The sequence below is a fragment of the Pseudomonas sp. NFPP24 genome (genome assembly GCF_900112095.1).
Taxonomy (GTDB): Bacteria; Pseudomonadota; Gammaproteobacteria; order Pseudomonadales; family Pseudomonadaceae; genus Aquipseudomonas; species Aquipseudomonas extremorientalis.
Genome location: NZ_FOKD01000002.1, coordinates 533,249 through 547,914, shown reverse-complemented (window position 1 = coordinate 547,914; position 14,666 = coordinate 533,249). Strand labels below are relative to the sequence as shown.

Genomic DNA, 14,666 nt, shown 5'->3' with positions numbered 1-14,666 from the left:
GGATGCAGGACAAGTATTCGTTGGCGTATGCCACGGCCAAGGATGGCCAGGCGGTCGTCGGCAAGGACGCCGCCATTGTCAACTCAGGCGCCTTGGCACCTGAACACCTTGGTGAGGCGACACCGATACACCCGATGAGCGTGGCGCTGACTAACGCAAGCTTGCAGCTCGGTGGTCTGTCATTGTCCCTGGGGTTACTGCGCAGCAGCGTGGATGGACTGCGCGCCTCTGTATCGCGGCTTGAAGCCGTAGACGTTAACCCGTCCAGAACTGACAGGCAGATTGAGCCGAGCAGCGCCACGGCGTTCCAGTCGAGCAAGGTGGATGATCGGCGCCTGACCCACGAAGCCTTGACGGTGCGCAACATGGAGCGCCTCGACCCGGTCACGGCTTTTCAGCAGGCGAATGCCAGCTTTGCGTTTGGATCGAAACTCCCCCCGGAAAAATCAATAACGGTCTTGCGCGAAGAGTCGACCAAAAGCACGGAGCGGTTGACCAAAACACTTGAACCTGTGCCGGTCCTGGGAGAAGCCACATGGCTGCGGGCTAAAACCGGCGTGTTGGACACCGTCAACAATTGGGCCAGCGATTCACCGGTCGCCGCTGAATCGCTCAAGACTGCTGAAACGGTGATGTCGTCGGTCGTTTCACCAGTGGTTTCCGAATTTTTTTCGGGCGTGGGCGAGACGATTAAAGAGCGGGTGACGGGCAATTTGGTGGATATGACGCTGGGCAAGTTGCCCGGGGTTGGCAAGTTGTTCAAGGACGGCGGTTACGATAAAGAAAAGGACAAGGGTCAAGGTTGCTGCTGCCCTGACGAGTCGCAGAGCGGCTCCACACGTCCCAGCATTATTCTGCCGCCGGGCTACGAGCGTGAGCGTGGACAAAGCACTTCCGGTAAAGCCCAGGGCAAGGGCTCGGGTAAAAAAGGCGGCAGGCTCGGTAATTGGCTGCGTGATGCATCCGATCGATTGGGTAAGGCGATGTTGCCCACGCCGCCTGCGTTGCACGCTGCGCAGGCGCTCCATTTGCCTCAAGCCTCGACTTCGCGGTTGGCCGGCACCATGACCCGGCTGGAGTCGGTCGGTGCCCGTCGTCTCGGCCCGATGCGGTATGTCGATACCGCTATGAATGTGGTTGAAGGCGTGCGCAACGGTGACGCCAAATCCGTCGGCGCCGGGCTCAGTGCCGCCGGTGGCGCCTGGGCCGGGGCCTCTGCCGGTGCGGCCATCGGCACCATGATTTTTCCCGGTGTCGGTACAGCGGTCGGTGGTGCAATCGGTGGTTTGTTGGGCAGTGAGGCTGGCAGTTGGCTCGGTGACAAGCTGCTCGGTTCAAGCGACCGCCTGCCCGCGCCCGCGGACGTCAGCAAGCGCCTGGACAATGCCCCGGCCGACAACCGTCAAGTCACGTTCGCCCCGCAGATCACCATCAATGCAACGGAGCAGGCCAGCTATCAACAGCTGGCGGAGTTGGTGGTGCAACAGATCGAAGCGCAATTTTCGCCGCTGTCGATGAGCGACCTGCTGGGGTCGCGACGTGATTCGGCACTGACCGATATTGGAGGGGTGTGATGCGGCAACAGATGGCATTGGGCACGTTTATTTTCGGGCTGTCGCGTGGATTCGCCTACGACACCCTGGACCGCGCCAGCACAGGTGGATGGGTCGGCCTGCCGATTATTGCCGGCAAACCCAAGTCCAGCCAGGTCGGCCAAGAGCTTGAAACGCTGACCTTCGGCGGTAAGGCCGCACGGGCAACCGGCATGGCACGCCTGGATGAGCTGCGTGCGTTGCAAGCCCTGCGTGCGCCATTGCCGCTGGTCGATGGCGTAGGCCTCAGCTGGGGGCTGTGGACGATCAAATCGGTGAGCGAAAAACAATCCAATGTGATCGACGATGGCACCGCCATGGTTATCAATTGGTCGCTGGTATTGGAGGAGTTCGTCAATGCGTAGGGTGCGAAGTATTGCTGGTGATTCGGTGAACCTGTTGCTGTACCGCGAGCTTGGCCGCTGTGACGATGCCGCCGAGGAAGTGCTGTGGCGGTTGAACCCAGGGTTGGCCGAGCAGGGCGCAGTACTGCCGGCAGGTGTCAGTGTGATTGTGCCGGAACTGGACAGGCAGCCCATTGCGAAGCAGCCCGTTTCGGCCTGGGACTAAGGAGCGACTATGACACTTGGATATACGCCAGTGGTGGAAATCTACGGAGCCAATGCCGCGCTGCTTAACGAACGCCTGTTGGAGTGGGAGCATAGTGATACGGCCGGTCTTGTCTCAGACCATCTCAAGTTAACCCTCGATATCGAGGGCCTTGATGGCCTGCCCGACCTGGGTGGGAAAATCGGTCTGCGCGTGGGGTATCTGGAAACCGGCCTGGTGGACAAGGGGACGTTCAAGATCACCAAGCGCACACCGTCACTGTTTCCCATGCGCCTGGCATTGGAGGCCACGGCGGCACCGTTTGACATGGACGGGTTCAAGCAACGTCGCACCGCCAGTCACGGGCCGATCACCCTGGGCGCGTTGTTCCGTCAATTGACGGCGCGCTACGGTTATTCACCACGGGTGGCGCCTGACCTTGAAGGCAAGCAGATTCCGCACATTGACCAGACCAACGAAAGTGACATGGCGTTGCTGACACGCTTGGCCAGACGTTTTGATGCCGTGGCCAAGCCGGTCGATGAGTTTTATGTGCTGGGCCGTAAAGGCCAGCTCACGTCGTTGTCGGGCAAGACCCTGCCGGATGTGCGGCTGTCGCTGACGCGTGACAATCGCCCGGGTGAGCGTGCTTTTATCAGCGCCAAGATGTCCGAGGGCAGTCGCGCCAAATATGACGGCGCAAAAGCGTCCTGGTGGGATGCGGCGGCCGGTAAGAAAAACGTGGTGCAGGTGGGTATCGAGCCGTTTAAAGAGGTTACGCAGCGTTACCAGAACGAAGCTGAAGCCCGTTCCGCTGCTGAAGGCGAGATGCGCCGTGTGAGACGTGAAGGGCTGAAGATCGAGGTGATTTGCCCTGGAAACCCCGCATTCGCCGCTGAAGGCTTGTTGCTGCTGGATGAGTCATGGCCAGGCTTCATGCAAGGGCGCTGGTCGATCAATACCGTGACGGCCAGTGGCAAGCGCAAAGACAGCTATCGCTGCACGATCAGCGCGAGCGGTTTGTCCCTCGCGGAATAAACCGCGCCATTGACACCCCTCATGCTTCGTTTGAGGTTTCTGATGTGGAGACAATATGGTCCTGTCTGAGCAGCAACTCGTAACAATCCTACCGAACTCCCGCATCAAGGCGGGAGTTTTCATTACTGCGCTGAACTGCGCCATGCTCCACCGTCAAATCAACACGCCACAACGCATCGCCGCCTTCCTCGCCCAAATCGGCCACGAGTCCGGGCAACTGCGCTACGTGCGCGAACTGGGTAGCGATCAATACCTGAGCAAGTACGACACCGGCACCCTGGCCGCACGCCTGGGCAATACCCCTGAGGCGGACGGCGACGGCCAGAAGTACCGGGGCCGGGGGCTGATCCAGATCACCGGTCGCCGCAACTACCTGGCCTGCAGCCAGGCATTGTTTGGTGATGATCGTTTATTGCGCGAGCCGATGTTGCTGGAGCAGCCCCAGTGGGCTGCCGAATCCGCCGCCTGGTTCTGGCAAAGCAATGGCTTGAATGAACTCGCTGACAAAGACCAGTTCACCACCATCACCCGGCGCATCAACGGCGGGCTCAATGGCCTGGAGGATCGTTTGCAGCTGTGGGCGAGGGCGAAGGCGGTGTTATGCGTTTCTTAGTTGCGATTGGCGTATGCGTGCTGGTGGTCGTTGTCTGGCAGGTGCAGGCTTGGCGGTACGGGGCACAGATTGAACGCTTGTCGGCCGCACAGACCCAGAAAGCCCTGCATCTACAGCAGGCCGAACAAGACAGACGGCTGGCCCTTGAGCAACAGCTCAGTGCCATCGACCAACAACATGCGCGGGAGTTGAGCGATGCCCAACGTACTCAAGCAGCTTTGCGTGATCGCCTGGCTACTGCTGATGTGCGGCTGTCAGTCCTTCTCGACGCTTCCAGTGGCTGCCCAATGCCGGCCGCCACCGCCGCCGGCAGCGTGGTTCATGCAGCCCCGCGAGCCCGACTTGACCCAGCGCATGCTCAGCGAATTATCCGCATCACCGACGACGGCGACAGCGCCCTGATTGCCTTGCGTGCCTGCCAGGCGTATGTGCGAGCCGTCGCCCGTTAGTGTCTTGAGACAGTCCGTCACTTGCGCGCGCGATTGGCTCCTGTAGGGTAGGTGAACCCCCCGCCCACGACTGGAGACGACCGTGAAGGAAATCACTCAACTGGCTGCCGAACTGGGTCGCCGCCTGCAGGTGCTCAACGCTCACGTCACCACCGCTGAGTCGTGCACCGGCGGCGGTATCGCGGAGGCCATCACGCGAATTCCGGGCAGCTCGGCCTGGTTCGAGGCGGGCTATGTCACCTATTCCAATCGGCAGAAGACCCGGCAATTGAATGTGCCGGAGACATTGTTTGCAAAAGTCGGGGCGGTCAGCCAGGAAGTGGTGGAGGCAATGGTTCGTGGCGCCCAGGAAAAAAGCCTGGCGCGGTTTGCTGTCGCCGTCAGTGGTGTGGCAGGTCCGGACGGTGGTTCGCCAGACAAACCGGTCGGCACCGTATGGCTGGCGTTTGGCGTGGGCGAAGAGATCACGGCCGAGCTTGAGCACTTCACCGGCAACCGCGATGAGGTCCGCCGACAAACGGTAAAGGCCGCGCTAGAGGGCTTGTTGCGACGAGCTGCAGCAGAAATAGAAAATCAGGGGTAGGCGATCTCTGATCTTTGTGGAACAATACTGTCTACTTATACAGGTGTTGGCCGACCAGGCCTTATTGATTACGTGAGGACTTTAATGGACGACAACAAGAAGAAAGCCTTGGCTGCGGCCCTGGGTCAGATCGAACGTCAATTCGGCAAGGGTGCCGTAATGCGTATGGGCGATCACGACCGTCAGGCGATCCCGGCTATTTCCACTGGCTCTCTGGGTCTGGACATCGCGCTCGGCATTGGCGGCCTGCCAAAAGGCCGTATCGTTGAAATCTACGGTCCTGAATCTTCTGGTAAAACCACCCTGACCCTGTCGGTGATTGCCCAGGCACAGAAAATGGGCGCCACCTGCGCCTTCGTCGATGCCGAGCACGCCCTGGATCCTGAATACGCCGGCAAGCTGGGCGTCAACGTCGACGACCTGCTGGTTTCCCAGCCGGACACCGGTGAGCAGGCCCTGGAAATCACTGACATGCTGGTGCGCTCCAACGCCATCGACGTGATCGTGGTCGACTCCGTGGCCGCCCTGGTGCCCAAGGCTGAAATCGAAGGCGAGATGGGTGACATGCACGTGGGCCTGCAAGCCCGTCTGATGTCCCAGGCGCTGCGTAAAATCACCGGTAATATCAAGAATGCCAACTGCCTGGTGATCTTCATCAACCAGATCCGTATGAAGATCGGTGTGATGTTCGGCAGCCCGGAAACCACCACCGGTGGTAACGCGCTGAAGTTCTACGCTTCGGTCCGTCTGGACATCCGCCGTACCGGCGCGGTGAAAGAAGGTGACGAGGTTGTGGGTAGCGAAACCCGCGTCAAAGTCGTGAAGAACAAAGTGGCTCCGCCTTTCCGTCAGGCCGAGTTCCAGATTCTCTATGGCAAGGGTATCTACCTGAACGGCGAGATGATCGACTTGGGCGTACTGCACGGTTTCGTCGAGAAATCCGGTGCCTGGTATGCCTACAACGGCAGCAAGATCGGCCAAGGCAAGGCCAACTCGGCCAAGTTCCTGGCGGATAACCCGGACATCGCCGCCACGCTTGAGAAGCAGATTCGCGACAAGCTGCTGACCGCAGCACCAGACGTGAAAGCTGCCGCCAACCGCGAGCCGGTTGAAGAAGTGGAAGAAGCTGACACTGATATCTGAAGCAAACGATGACCGTTGTACTGGATACACTCGTCGCCGTTCGGCGCACCGCAATGGACCTGCTCGCTCGCCGCGAGCATGGTCGAGTCGAGCTGACGCGTAAACTGCGTCAGCGCGGCGCGGAGCCCGAGATGATCGAAACCGCCCTCGACCGCTTGACGGAAGAGGGGCTGCTTTCCGAATCCCGTTACCTTGAAAGTTTTGTCTCCTATCGAGCCCGATCCGGCTACGGCCCGGCGCGTATTCGCGAAGAGCTGAGCCAGCGTGGCCTGCAGCGAGCTGATATCGACCTTGCCCTACGTGAGTGCGGCATCAGTTGGCAGGCGCAGTTGGAAGACACCTGGCGACGCAAGTTCGCTGGCTATCTTCCGATTGATGCCAGGGAGCGTGCGAAGCAAGGTCGCTTCCTGAGTTATCGCGGGTTTTCGATGGAAATGATAAGCCGCTTGTTGAGTGGTCGGGATATGGACGACTGAACACCTTGCTGTGCTGGCCGCATTGATGAGCAGACTTCTATGGCGAGCGGGCTTGTTGTGGCGAGCGGGCTTGCCCCGCGTTGGGCTGCGCAGCAGCCCCAAATGCCTCGCCTCCACTCCACCTGAAACACCACCAAAAAGACCCACTATGAAAATAGTGGGTCTTTTTTTTTGCCCTCAAAAAATCAAGCCGGCTCCGGCGTAACCCGCTGCTGCGCCTTCCCCTGAGCCTGCGCCCAGTTCTCCGGCAGGTTGATGTAATCCACCAACTCCCGCAGCCGGCCCTGATCGCGGCCATTGAAGTTGAACACCAGCCGCGTCAAATGGCTGAACCGTGGCTCATCATGTTCCTCGCCGGTGTACGCGAGCTGTTGAAACTCTCCGCTCAACCGCAGGCTGGCAAATTCAGTCTGCAAATGAGCCAATGCCCCATCCCTGAGAGGGTGATGCATACGCACCACAAACTCACGCTTCAACCAGCGGGTGGAGTGGAAGTTGGCATAAAATTGGTTGATCTCTTCCACGGCCTCTTCGGCGCTGTACACCAGGCGTATCAGCTTGAGATCGGTAGGCAGGATGTAGCGGTTGGCTTCCAACTGACTGCGGATAAAGTCCAGGGCGCCTTGCCAGAACCCGCCGCCGGGCGCGTCCAGCAACACCACCGGCACCAATGGGCTCTTGCCGGTCTGGATCAGGGTCAGTACTTCCAGCGCTTCATCCAGGGTGCCGAAACCGCCTGGGCACAGTACCAGCGCATCGGCCTCCTTGACGAAGAACAGCTTGCGGGTAAAGAAGAAGTGGAAGGACAGCAGGTTCTCGGTGCCATCAATGGTCGGGTTGGCATGCTGTTCAAACGGCAGGGTGATGTTGAACCCCAGGCTGTGTTCCAGGCCCGCGCCTTCGTGGGCCGCCGCCATGATGCCGCCACCACCGCCGGTGATCACCATCAAGTCAGAGCGTGCCAGTGCAGCGCCGACTTCGCGGGCCAGGGCGTACAGCGGGCTTTCCACCGGAGTACGGGCCGAGCCGAATACCGTCACTTTGCGGCGGCCCTTGAACTGTTCGAGCACGCGGAAGGCATTGTCCAGTTCACGGATGGCTTGCAGGGTGATCTTGGCGTTCCAGCGATTGCGGTCGTCCTGGGCCATGCGCAGCACGGTGAGGATCATGTCGCGATACAGGGGAATATTCGGGCTGTTGGGAGCGATCAGCTGGAGTTGAGCGTCGACCTGCTGCGTGAGGTCAGCACCGTTTTCTTCAAAGTGCCGAAGCAGGCGCTCATTCGGTTCGTAAGGCATTCAACTTCTCCTTATTGCAGGGCCCGGGTGGCCGACGAGCCGTTCGCCGGAGGCGACGACACTGCATGTGTCGTAGCTTGCCGCAGGGGGCAACCTTGTTTTGCCCTGAAAATATTACAGAACAGCATGAAAAGTGCTGTGAATGAATGGTCGGGATGACTTGATCATGGGCCGCAAAACCCTTGGCTGGCAACCGCTTATTGGTCACTCATCAGGGAGTTTAGCCGTTGGCAGGACGTTGAAGCGGGGGAGTACGCGCCACCGGACGGCAGCGCGCGAAGGCCATGCTGTTACTTTTTCTTCTTTGCCGCCGCCGGTGCCGGGCAATCCGCTTCGATGAATTTCACCGAGGCCACAGGACGGTTGGTCTTGTTCTCGGTGATTTCGTAACGCATCACTGCGCCCTTGGCCATCAGCTCGCGGTAGCCCTTGTTCAGGCACACGCTCTGGCCCAGCTGGAAATACACCGCCTTGGGGTTGGCGCGCATTTGTTCGGCGCGGTCAGGCAGGACGCTCAGGTGATCGATCAGTTGCATGCCTTCCACGGTGTAGGCCACTTCCAGGGTTTTTTCGTCGATTTCCCGGGGCAGGTCCTTGTTGCTTTCGGCCGCGACGCTTTGCAGCTTCCGGTTCATTTGGGCCTCCAGCAGCGAGGCCGCCTGGGCGCACACGGGCAATACCAGCGCGAGGGCGACGGATGGGGCGACAAGACGCAGCATGGAACGCAGCATGAAACTCTCCTGATTCGGTTACTGGTGCATAGACCAGCCACTGCGCTGTGCGTTCAGTGGCGCGCAATTATAGGTGAGCCGTTGCCACTACAGCCAGGCGTATCGCTGGTAAACTGCCGCCACTTCCGCCTTCCACGAGTTTTCACCGTGTCGATTTACCCGTCCCTGCGGCACAGCCGATGAGCCACGCCGTTTCCCGCCTGCGCACCCAGCGCCTGGCCCGTGCCGTGCGGCCGTTTCTCAATCGTGGCTCGCGTGCCGAACGCTGCCCTGGCTGCCGAGTCATCCCCGAATACTGCCTATGCGCCTGGCGGCCCAAGGTCGAAGCGCGCTCCGCCATGTGCCTGCTGATGCATGACGTTGAGCCGATGAAACCCAGCAACACCGGTTGGTTGATCGCCGATGTCATCCAGGACACCACGGCATTCGCCTGGTCGCGCACTGAGGTCGACCCTGAACTGCTCACCTTGCTGGCCGATCCGCATTGGCAGCCCTATATCGTGTTCCCCGGCGAATTCGTCGTGCCCGAGCGCGTTGTGAGTGAAGTGAAGGTGGAGGAGGGCAAGCGCCCGCTGTTCATCCTGTTGGACGGCACCTGGAGTGAAGCGCGCAAGATGTTCCGCAAAAGCCCCTACCTGGAGCATTTGCCGGTACTCAGCCTGGCGCCGGAACAACTGTCGCGCTACAAATTGCGCCGCTCCAAGCGCGACGACCATTTCTGTACCGCTGAAGTCGCTGCCCTGTGCCTTGAGTTGGCCGATGATCTGGCAGCCAGTGAAGTCCTGGACGCCTATCTGGATGTCTTCAGCACCCATTACCTGGCCGCCAAGTTCCAGATGCCGCTGGATCCTGCGGACACTGTGCATACGCGCCTTGCGCCCTATATTCCGACGGCATAACCAGACGACGTTTGCATGATGGCACCACGCACCCGCAACCCGCTAAAATGCCCACGGGCGTAGTGCTTGACCCTCCAGGCTACGCTGGGCATGCTGGGCGCCGATCAGGGCACCCCTGAAAACAGGATCATTTAATCAATGGCCACATACGAAATCCTGATAGCCGATGACCACCCGCTGTTTCGCAGTGCGTTGCACCAGGCCGTGACCCTGGGCCTCGGCCCGGACGTGCGCCTGGTTGAAGTGGCCAGCATTGCCGAGTTGGAAGCCCGCCTCACCGAAAAGTCCGACTGGGACCTGGTGCTGCTCGACCTGAACATGCCGGGCGCCTACGGTTTCTCCGGGCTGGTGCTGTTGCGCGGCCAATACCCGCAGATCCCCGTAGTGATGGTCTCGGCCCAGGAAGAAGCCGACGTGGTCGTGCGCTCCAAGGAGTTCGGCGCGAGCGGTTTCATTCCCAAGTCCAGTGCGATGGAAGATATCCAGAAAGCCGTGCGCACAGTGTTGGATGGCGACGTGTCCTGGCCGCCGCAGGCTTTTGAACAAATCAACGTGTCCGACGAAGCCAAGGCTGCCCGTGATGGCCTTGCCAGCCTGACGCCCCAGCAGTTCCGGGTGCTCACCATGGTCTGCGAAGGCCTGTTGAACAAGCAGATTGCCTATGAGCTGAGCGTCTCGGAAGCGACGATCAAGGCGCATGTGACGGCGATTTTCCGCAAGTTGGGCGTACGTACACGCACCCAGGCGGCGCTGCTCTTGCAACAACTTGAGTCAATTTCGCAGCACTAGCTTGTTACCGATTCACGCTTTTTTGACTTTGCGTGATCTAGTTTCCCCACTTCTTTGGTTCAGTTGCCTACATCTATGTCGCCTTTCAAGGGTCAAACCGGTATCAAACGTATCTTCAATGCTGGGGGATATTCCCTGGATGGCCTGCGCGCGGCGTTCACCGGCGAGGCGGCGTTCCGTCAGTTGGTGTTGCTCAACGTGATCCTGATCCCGGTGAGCTTCTTCCTGAATGTCAGCCGGGTCGAGCGAGCGTTGTTGATCGCCGTGTGCCTGCTGGCGTTGATCGTCGAGTTGCTCAATTCAGCGGTAGAGGCGGCGATCGACCGCATCTCCCTGGACCGCCACCCACTGTCGAAAAACGCCAAGGACATGGGCAGCGCTGCGCAATTCGTGGCCCTGACCATGATCACCCTGGTGTGGGCCGTCATCCTGATCTGAGCCTCAGGCAATGCTCGGCAACACGATCTCGTCGCTGCGCTGAACCCCGGCGGTGAAGGCGCGGCACAACTCCAGGAACTCGCGCATGGCCGAGGTCTGGTACTTCTGTTTATGCCAGATGAAGTAGAACTGCCGGGCCAAGTCCAGGTCCGGGGTTTCCACCGGCACCAGGCTGCCGCGGCGAAACGCGTCGCGCAGCGCCAGCCGCGAAATACAGCCAATCCCCAGTCCCGATTCCACCGCACGCTTGATCGCCTCGGTGTGTTCCAGCTCCAGGCGGATATTCAGCGCGCTGCGGTGATGGCGCATGGCTTGGTCGAAGGTCAAGCGTGTGCCCGAGCCTTGCTCCCGCAGGATCCACGCCTCGTGGGTCAACTCATCCATGCTCGCCATACCACGCTTGGCCAGGTGATGCTGCGGCGCGCAAAACACCACCAGTTCATCTTCCACCCAGGTTTGCACCTCGATATCCGGGTGGCTGCAGTCGCCTTCGATTAGACCCAGGTCAATTTCGTAATGCGCAACCTGGTGCACGATATGTGCAGTGTTCTGCACATGCAGTTTCACCTGGCTCTCGGGGTGCTGCTGCATGAAGCTGCCGATCAGCAGGGTGGCCAGGTAGTTGCCGATGGTCAGGGTGGCGCCGACCGCCAGGGAGCCGAAGCCGGACTTGCCGTTGAGCAGATCTTCGATCTCCTTGGCCTGGTCCAGCAGCGCTACCGCCTGGGGCAACAGTTGATGACCGAGCGCGTTGAGGCTCAGGCGTTTGCCTGCACGGTCGAACAATTGGCAGCTGGATTGACGCTCCAGCTCGGTAATGGAAGTGCTGGCGGCGGATTGAGATAAGGCCAGAAGGCCAGCAGCGCGGGAGACGCTTTCCTGCTGGGCGACGGCGACGAAGACTTGCAGTTGACGGAGAGTAAATCGCATATCGATATAACCGATAACCCTTATCTTAATAATCCAGTTAACAGATATTGTCGCCGCCATTAGAATGCTGTGCAATTGCGCAACTACATTTGGCGCAGACCCATTTCCAGGAGTCCCCCGTACATGAGCAACATGAACCACGAGCGTGTCCTCAGTGTTCATCACTGGAACGACACTCTGTTCAGCTTCAAGTGCACCCGCGATCCGGGCCTGCGCTTCGAGAACGGTCAGTTCGTGATGATCGGCCTGCAACAGCCCAACGGCCGCCCGCTCATGCGCGCCTACTCCATTGCCAGCCCGAACTGGGAAGAGCACCTGGAGTTCTTCAGCATCAAGGTGCCTGATGGCCCGCTGACTTCCCAATTGCAGCACCTGAAGGAAGGCGACGAGATCATCATCAGCAAAAAACCGACAGGCACCCTGGTGCTTGACGATTTGAAGCCGGGCAAACACCTGTACCTGCTCAGCACCGGTACCGGCCTTGCTCCCTTCATGAGCGTGATCCAGGACCCGGAAACCTACGAGCGTTTCGAAAAGGTGATCCTGTGCCACGGCGTGCGTTACGTCAACGAAGTCGCCTACCGCGAATTCATCACCGAGCACCTGCCGCAGAACGAATTCTTCGGCGAGGCCTTGCGTGACAAGCTGATCTATTACCCGACCGTGACCCGCGAGCCGTTCGAGAACGAAGGCCGCCTGACCGACCTGATGCGCAGCGGCAAGCTGTTCAGCGACATCGGCCTGCCCCCGATCAACCCCGAGGACGACCGCGCCATGCTGTGCGGCAGCCCAAGCATGTTGGATGAAACCAGCGAAGTGCTGAACAGCTTCGGCCTGAAGGTTTCGCCACGCATGCGTGAGCCGGGTGATTACCTGATCGAGCGCGCGTTCGTCGAGAAGTAAGAGAGTCAGGCCATGTGCTGGCTGTGCAACACAGAGTATCCAAATGTGGGAGGGGGCTTGCCCCCGATGAGTGCGTGTCAGTTGATACATCTGTAGCTGACACACTGTTATCGGGGGCAAGCTCCCTCCCACATTGGGTTTTCGGTTTATCCAGCCGGTAGCACTTCCAACACACAAATCACCCCCGCCTCGGGATAGTGCCAACGCACATCCACATCCCAGAACTGCGCGCCGTATTCGCGCTCCGGTCCCGGCACCTGATACGCCGGTCGTGGATCCTGCGCCAGGCACTGATCAATCAGTTCCACCAGGGGCTCGCCAAGGCGGTGAGCATGCTCTTGTGCCTGTTGCAGCGCAGTCTTCAGCCACTGCACGGGGATCAGCTGCGGCGCTGCGCTGGCGATGCTGTTGGTGGCCGTGTCGACAATGTCGGCATACGGCACATACGGCTTGATATCCAGGACCGGCGTGCCATCCAGCAAATCGATCCCGGAAATCCACAGGCGCCCCGGTTCCACCTTGTCCAGCTTCACCACTGATTGGCCAATGCCGTTGGGGCGATGGGTTGCGCGGGTGGCAAACACGCCCATGGACGTGTTACCGCCCAGGCGAGGTGGGCGCACTTTCAGGCGTGGCTTGTCTTCCAGGGCCTGGTGGAACAGAAACAGCAGCCACACATGACTGACCTGCTCCAGGCCCTGCACCGCCTCGCCGCTGTCGAACGGCGCCACTAGCTCCAATATGCCACGGGCGGCTGGCGCCAACTGCGGTTGGCGCGGAATGGCGAACTTCTCCTTGAAACAGGAGCGCACGAACCCGACGGGCGAGACCTGGTAACTCATGGCTTACGCACGAACCCGCAGGGTCAGGCCCTTGAGGAAGTTACGCAGCAACTGGTCGCCGCATGGACGGTAGTTGGTGTGGCCGAACTTGCGGAACAGCGCGCTCAGTTCCGGCTTGGACACCGGGAACTCGGCGGCCTTGAGGATGGCGTGCATGTCGTCTTCCTTCAGTTCGAAGGCCACACGCAGTTTCTTGAGGATGATGTTGTTCGTCACTGGCGTTTCGATCGGCTGCGGCGGACGGCTTTCGTCCTTGCCGCGCTTGAAGATCACCAGCCCATCGAGGAAATGCGCCATGACGTCGTCCGGGCAGAACACGAAGCCTTCTTCCTCGTCCTTCTTGAGGTAGGTGAGCAGGTCGTCCTTGGTCACGTCCATGCCGCCGAGCTTGATGATCTCGACCATCTTGTTGTCGCTGATGTCGAGCATGTAGCGCACGCTGCGCAGTACGTCGTTGTGAATCATGGTGGGCAATCCTGGTATTCAACTGAGGACACCGCCAATCAGGCGGTGTCGGAAAAAGTGCGGCGGCTTAGAACTTCTCTTTGCCGGACAGGTAACGCCATTGGCCGACTGGCACCTTGCCGATGGACACGCCACCGATGCGGATACGGCGAATGGCGATGACTTTCAGGCCAACCGCTTCGCAGAACAGTGCGATCACTCCCGGTTGCGGGTTTTTCATCGCAAAGCGCAGGCGGTTTTCGTTCTGCCAGCTGGCTTTGACGGCCGGCAGTTCCTTGCCTTTATAGGTCAGGCCGTGGTTCAGGCGGTTGAGGCCGTGGGCAACCATGTCGCCTTCAACCTCCACCACGTATTCCTGCTCGATCTTGGCGGCATCGGCGGTCAACTTGCGCAGGATCTTCCAGTCCTGGGTGAACACCAGCAGGCCGCTGGCCTTGGCCTGCAGGTCGGCGCTGGCGGTCAGGCGCAGGAAGTGGCCCTTGAGCGGGCGCTTGCCGAAGCGGTGTTCTTCCGAGAGCGTTTCGGCGCTGATCGACGCCATGGCCGTTTCGGCATCCACGCCGGCCGGGGCGTGCAGCAGGATGGTCACCGGCTCGGGCGCGGTGGCCTTGGCCTCGGGGTCGAGTTCGACCTTCTGGGTGGTGACCTTGAACTGCGGTTCGTCGATCACTTCACCGTCCACCGAGACCCAGCCGCCTTCGATGAACAGCTCAGCCTCCCGACGGGAACAACCGACCAGCTCGATGAGGCGTTTGGAGAGGCGTATGGGGTCAGTCATGACAAGGGCCGTAACAAAAGGGGGTGGCTATTGTACCTGCCTGGCGCCGGTTAATCCCGGCTCCATTTCAGGGCGCGCGGTCTTATTTGGCTCAACCCGGTCTGAATGTGGGAGGAGGCTTGCCCCCGATGGCGGTGTATCAGCAAAGAA

The 14,666-nt window shown here is 60.1% G+C and carries 19 protein-coding genes; 13 read left to right on the top strand and 6 right to left on the bottom strand.

Going from position 1 to position 14,666, the window contains the following annotated elements; all coding sequences use genetic code 11:
- Positions 1-2 precede the first annotated feature (2 nt).
- The 9 genes from BM026_RS29315 (at position 3) to recX (ending at position 6,443) form a co-directional block, all read left to right on the top strand.
- Complete coding sequence (locus tag BM026_RS29315) at positions 3-1,574, top strand: phage tail tape measure protein (RefSeq protein WP_256572922.1); 1,572 nt, start codon at positions 3-5, stop codon at positions 1,572-1,574.
- The gene (locus tag BM026_RS06265; RefSeq protein ID WP_071488736.1) at positions 1,574-1,957 is read left to right on the top strand and encodes a phage tail protein; all 384 of its coding nucleotides are present in this window, start codon (positions 1,574-1,576) and stop codon (positions 1,955-1,957) included. The genes BM026_RS29315 and BM026_RS06265 overlap by 1 nt, the downstream gene beginning before the upstream one ends.
- The gene (locus BM026_RS06260) at positions 1,950-2,162 is read left to right on the top strand and encodes a tail protein X (protein WP_071488737.1); all 213 of its coding nucleotides are present in this window, start codon (positions 1,950-1,952) and stop codon (positions 2,160-2,162) included. Before BM026_RS06265 ends, BM026_RS06260 begins: the two co-directional genes overlap by 8 nt.
- 9 nt (positions 2,163-2,171) lie before the next feature.
- Complete coding sequence (locus BM026_RS06255) at positions 2,172-3,179, top strand: phage tail protein (RefSeq protein WP_093119402.1); 1,008 nt, start codon at positions 2,172-2,174, stop codon at positions 3,177-3,179.
- Positions 3,180-3,234: 55 nt separating this feature from the next.
- Positions 3,235-3,792, top strand: coding sequence for a glycoside hydrolase family 19 protein (locus BM026_RS06250; RefSeq protein WP_093527692.1), 558 nt, complete (start codon positions 3,235-3,237; stop codon positions 3,790-3,792).
- A complete protein-coding gene (locus BM026_RS06245) occupies positions 3,780-4,241 on the top strand; it encodes a lysis system i-spanin subunit Rz (protein ID WP_092241073.1) in 462 nt (153 codons plus the stop codon). The genes BM026_RS06250 and BM026_RS06245 overlap by 13 nt, the downstream gene beginning before the upstream one ends.
- Positions 4,242-4,323: 82 nt before the next feature.
- Complete coding sequence (locus BM026_RS06240; protein WP_071488741.1) at positions 4,324-4,824, top strand: CinA family protein; 501 nt, start codon at positions 4,324-4,326, stop codon at positions 4,822-4,824.
- 84 nt (positions 4,825-4,908) lie between these two features.
- Positions 4,909-5,967 carry a recombinase RecA gene (gene recA, locus BM026_RS06235; RefSeq protein ID WP_003189042.1) on the top strand — a complete coding sequence of 353 codons (1,059 nt, stop codon included), beginning with the start codon at positions 4,909-4,911 and terminating at the stop codon, positions 5,965-5,967.
- Between the two features lie 8 nt (positions 5,968-5,975).
- Complete coding sequence (gene recX, locus BM026_RS06230; protein WP_093527690.1) at positions 5,976-6,443, top strand: recombination regulator RecX; 468 nt, start codon at positions 5,976-5,978, stop codon at positions 6,441-6,443.
- A gap of 185 nt (positions 6,444-6,628) precedes the next feature.
- Here recX and BM026_RS06225 read toward each other — a convergent pair whose 3' ends face one another.
- Both BM026_RS06225 and BM026_RS06220 read right to left on the bottom strand, forming a co-directional pair.
- Complete coding sequence (locus BM026_RS06225) at positions 6,629-7,741, bottom strand: LOG family protein (RefSeq protein ID WP_093527688.1); 1,113 nt, start codon at positions 7,739-7,741, stop codon at positions 6,629-6,631.
- 290 nt (positions 7,742-8,031) lie between these two features.
- On the bottom strand, positions 8,032-8,472 hold the full coding sequence (locus tag BM026_RS06220) for a PA3611 family quorum-sensing-regulated virulence factor (protein WP_071488744.1): 441 nt from the start codon (positions 8,470-8,472) through the stop codon (positions 8,032-8,034).
- 179 nt (positions 8,473-8,651) lie between these two features.
- Between BM026_RS06220 and BM026_RS06215 the strand changes: the two genes are divergently transcribed.
- The 3 genes from BM026_RS06215 to BM026_RS06205 all read left to right on the top strand — a co-directional run bounded on the left by BM026_RS06215 (position 8,652) and on the right by BM026_RS06205 (position 10,598).
- Positions 8,652-9,371, top strand: coding sequence for a tRNA-uridine aminocarboxypropyltransferase (locus tag BM026_RS06215; protein ID WP_071488745.1), 720 nt, complete (start codon positions 8,652-8,654; stop codon positions 9,369-9,371).
- Positions 9,372-9,509: 138 nt separating this feature from the next.
- On the top strand, positions 9,510-10,160 hold the full coding sequence (gene erdR, locus BM026_RS06210) for a response regulator transcription factor ErdR (RefSeq protein WP_071488746.1): 651 nt from the start codon (positions 9,510-9,512) through the stop codon (positions 10,158-10,160).
- Between the two features lie 75 nt (positions 10,161-10,235).
- Positions 10,236-10,598 carry a diacylglycerol kinase gene (locus BM026_RS06205; RefSeq protein ID WP_058423756.1) on the top strand — a complete coding sequence of 121 codons (363 nt, stop codon included), beginning with the start codon at positions 10,236-10,238 and terminating at the stop codon, positions 10,596-10,598.
- 3 nt (positions 10,599-10,601) lie between these two features.
- On the opposite strand, the gene BM026_RS06200 is transcribed toward BM026_RS06205, so the two are convergent.
- Positions 10,602-11,528 (bottom strand): LysR family transcriptional regulator, encoded by a 927-nt coding sequence (locus BM026_RS06200; RefSeq protein ID WP_093512263.1) that lies wholly within the window; start codon positions 11,526-11,528, stop codon positions 10,602-10,604.
- Between the two features lie 123 nt (positions 11,529-11,651).
- Here BM026_RS06200 and fpr point away from each other — a divergent pair, with 123 nt between their 5' ends.
- Positions 11,652-12,431: a ferredoxin-NADP reductase gene (gene fpr, locus BM026_RS06195; RefSeq protein WP_003189055.1), complete on the top strand. Its 780-nt coding sequence runs from the start codon at positions 11,652-11,654 to the stop codon at positions 12,429-12,431.
- Positions 12,432-12,577: 146 nt separating this feature from the next.
- Here the strand turns inward: fpr and tsaA are convergent, their stop codons facing one another.
- The 3 genes from tsaA to BM026_RS06180 form a co-directional block, all read right to left on the bottom strand.
- Positions 12,578-13,273 (bottom strand): tRNA (N6-threonylcarbamoyladenosine(37)-N6)-methyltransferase TrmO, encoded by a 696-nt coding sequence (gene tsaA / locus BM026_RS06190; RefSeq protein ID WP_093512261.1) that lies wholly within the window; start codon positions 13,271-13,273, stop codon positions 12,578-12,580.
- A 3-nt stretch (positions 13,274-13,276) separates the two neighbouring features.
- Positions 13,277-13,738 carry a YehS family protein gene (locus tag BM026_RS06185; RefSeq protein ID WP_016977930.1) on the bottom strand — a complete coding sequence of 154 codons (462 nt, stop codon included), beginning with the start codon at positions 13,736-13,738 and terminating at the stop codon, positions 13,277-13,279.
- Between the two features lie 67 nt (positions 13,739-13,805).
- On the bottom strand, positions 13,806-14,516 hold the full coding sequence (locus tag BM026_RS06180) for an rRNA pseudouridine synthase (RefSeq protein WP_078047152.1): 711 nt from the start codon (positions 14,514-14,516) through the stop codon (positions 13,806-13,808).
- Positions 14,517-14,666 lie beyond the last annotated feature (150 nt).

Excerpts from the sequence above, each read along its gene's own strand:
- BM026_RS29315 (WP_256572922.1), top strand. The coding sequence starts at position 3 with ATGCAGGACAAGTATTCGTTGGCGTATGCCACGGCCAAGGATGGCCAG.
- BM026_RS06265 (WP_071488736.1), top strand. The coding sequence starts at position 1,574 with ATGCGGCAACAGATGGCATTGGGCACGTTTATTTTCGGGCTGTCGCGT.
- BM026_RS06260 (WP_071488737.1), top strand. The coding sequence starts at position 1,950 with ATGCGTAGGGTGCGAAGTATTGCTGGTGATTCGGTGAACCTGTTGCTG.
- BM026_RS06255 (WP_093119402.1), top strand. The coding sequence starts at position 2,172 with ATGACACTTGGATATACGCCAGTGGTGGAAATCTACGGAGCCAATGCC.
- BM026_RS06250 (WP_093527692.1), top strand. The coding sequence starts at position 3,235 with ATGGTCCTGTCTGAGCAGCAACTCGTAACAATCCTACCGAACTCCCGC.
- BM026_RS06245 (WP_092241073.1), top strand. The coding sequence starts at position 3,780 with ATGCGTTTCTTAGTTGCGATTGGCGTATGCGTGCTGGTGGTCGTTGTC.
- recA (WP_003189042.1), top strand. The coding sequence starts at position 4,909 with ATGGACGACAACAAGAAGAAAGCCTTGGCTGCGGCCCTGGGTCAGATC.
- recX (WP_093527690.1), top strand. The coding sequence starts at position 5,976 with ATGACCGTTGTACTGGATACACTCGTCGCCGTTCGGCGCACCGCAATG.
- BM026_RS06225 (WP_093527688.1), bottom strand. The coding sequence starts at position 7,741 with ATGCCTTACGAACCGAATGAGCGCCTGCTTCGGCACTTTGAAGAAAAC.
- BM026_RS06220 (WP_071488744.1), bottom strand. The coding sequence starts at position 8,472 with ATGCTGCGTTCCATGCTGCGTCTTGTCGCCCCATCCGTCGCCCTCGCG.
- BM026_RS06215 (WP_071488745.1), top strand. The coding sequence starts at position 8,652 with ATGAGCCACGCCGTTTCCCGCCTGCGCACCCAGCGCCTGGCCCGTGCC.
- erdR (WP_071488746.1), top strand. The coding sequence starts at position 9,510 with ATGGCCACATACGAAATCCTGATAGCCGATGACCACCCGCTGTTTCGC.
- BM026_RS06205 (WP_058423756.1), top strand. The coding sequence starts at position 10,236 with ATGTCGCCTTTCAAGGGTCAAACCGGTATCAAACGTATCTTCAATGCT.
- BM026_RS06200 (WP_093512263.1), bottom strand. The coding sequence starts at position 11,528 with ATGCGATTTACTCTCCGTCAACTGCAAGTCTTCGTCGCCGTCGCCCAG.
- fpr (WP_003189055.1), top strand. The coding sequence starts at position 11,652 with ATGAGCAACATGAACCACGAGCGTGTCCTCAGTGTTCATCACTGGAAC.
- tsaA (WP_093512261.1), bottom strand. The coding sequence starts at position 13,273 with ATGAGTTACCAGGTCTCGCCCGTCGGGTTCGTGCGCTCCTGTTTCAAG.
- BM026_RS06185 (WP_016977930.1), bottom strand. The coding sequence starts at position 13,738 with ATGATTCACAACGACGTACTGCGCAGCGTGCGCTACATGCTCGACATC.
- BM026_RS06180 (WP_078047152.1), bottom strand. The coding sequence starts at position 14,516 with ATGACTGACCCCATACGCCTCTCCAAACGCCTCATCGAGCTGGTCGGT.